The sequence below is a fragment of the Aquabacterium sp. genome (assembly GCF_030652515.1).
In the GTDB taxonomy this organism is placed as follows: domain Bacteria; phylum Pseudomonadota; class Gammaproteobacteria; order Burkholderiales; family Burkholderiaceae_C; genus Aquabacterium.
Genome location: NZ_JAUSAR010000020.1, coordinates 1 through 1,346 on the forward strand (window position 1 = coordinate 1; position 1,346 = coordinate 1,346).

A 1,346-nucleotide genomic window follows, 5' to 3' on the forward strand; every position below is an offset into this window, starting at 1 on the left:
CGGTGAACTGTACATCGGCGGCCGCGGCCTGGCACGCGGCTATCACCACCGTCCCGGCTTGACCGGCGAACGCTTTATCCCTGACCCGTCCGGTAGCGGCGGGCGGCTTTACCGCACCGGCGACCGGGCACGGTGGCGGGCTGACGGCGCCATCGAATACTTGGGACGGTTGGATCATCAGGTCAAGTTGCGCGGCCTGAGGATAGAACTGGGCGAAATCGAGGCGGCCTTGCTGGCGCAAGACGGCGTCAACGAAGCGGTCGTATTGCTGAAGGATGGCGGCGACGGTCAGCGTTTGGTGGCCTATCTGGCCACCGACGCTGGTGAGGTCGGTAATGATGAATTGCTGCAAGTCTTGCGCCGCCGCCTGCCGGAATACATGTTGCCTTCGGCGATGGTGTGTCTGGATAGTTTGCCCAAGACAGCCAATGGCAAACTCGACCGCAAGGCTTTGCCCGAACCCAGCTGGAGCAGCCGTCAGTTCCAGTCCCCGCAAACTCGGGCCGAACAAGTGTTGACCAGCATCTGGCAAGACTTGTTAGGTGTTGCTCAGGTCGGTGTGCTGGACAATTTCTTCGAATTGGGTGGCCATTCGTTATTGGCGACGCGCTTGGTGGCGCAGATTCGCGGCGAACTCGGTGTCGATATGCCGTTGCGTACGGTGTTCGAAACCGACGATCTGCGGCAGTTGGCCGAACGGATCGATCAACTCGGCGCTGCTTTGTTGAGCGATGAGGTCTTGACGGGTATGGGGGATTTATTGGATGAGTTGGAAATGTCTTAAATGAAGGTGTCGCTACGGCGACCGATTGCTCGAAGCCGATCTCGGATTGATATGAAATTAACGGTCGCAATAGCGATACAAGAATTCACAGCTTATGAAATTGAATATCGACAGCCCCTTGGCTGACAAACACCAACAACAATCAGCAGGGCCTAACAACACGGTTGCCGGCGCCGATTTAGTGCGCCGTTTCGTGGCCTTGCCGCTGGAAAAGCGGCAACTGTTTCTGGAACGGCTGCGGCAGCAGGGCGGCGACTTCTCCCAGTTGCCGATTCCCGCGCACTTGTGCGGCGACGACGAGATTCCGTTATCGCTGGTGCAACAAGGGCTATGGATTTTGCACCAACTCGACCCCAGCAGCACGGCCTACCACATAGCGGGCGGGGTGAGGATTAGCGGAGCATTGGCGCTTGACGCCCTACAACAAGCCTTTAACGGCCTGGCGGCCCGGCACGACGCCTTGCGCAGCGTGTTTTACGCCGTCGACGGCCAGCCCCGGCAGCGCATACGGGCGCCGATGCCCGTATCGGTGGACTACCACGACCTGAGCGGGCTCGCTGCC

The 1,346-nt window shown here is 59.6% G+C and carries 2 protein-coding genes; both read left to right on the plus strand.

Annotation, left to right across the window (positions count from 1 at the left end):
• Window positions 1–784: phosphopantetheine-binding protein (locus Q7V20_RS03655; protein WP_304787281.1), on the plus strand; the 784-nt coding region annotated here is incomplete at its 5' end.
• Between the two features lie 94 nt (window positions 785–878).
• Window positions 879–1,346, plus strand: a 468-nt coding sequence (locus Q7V20_RS03660; protein ID WP_304787283.1) for a condensation domain-containing protein, incomplete at its 3' end; no start/stop codon positions are given.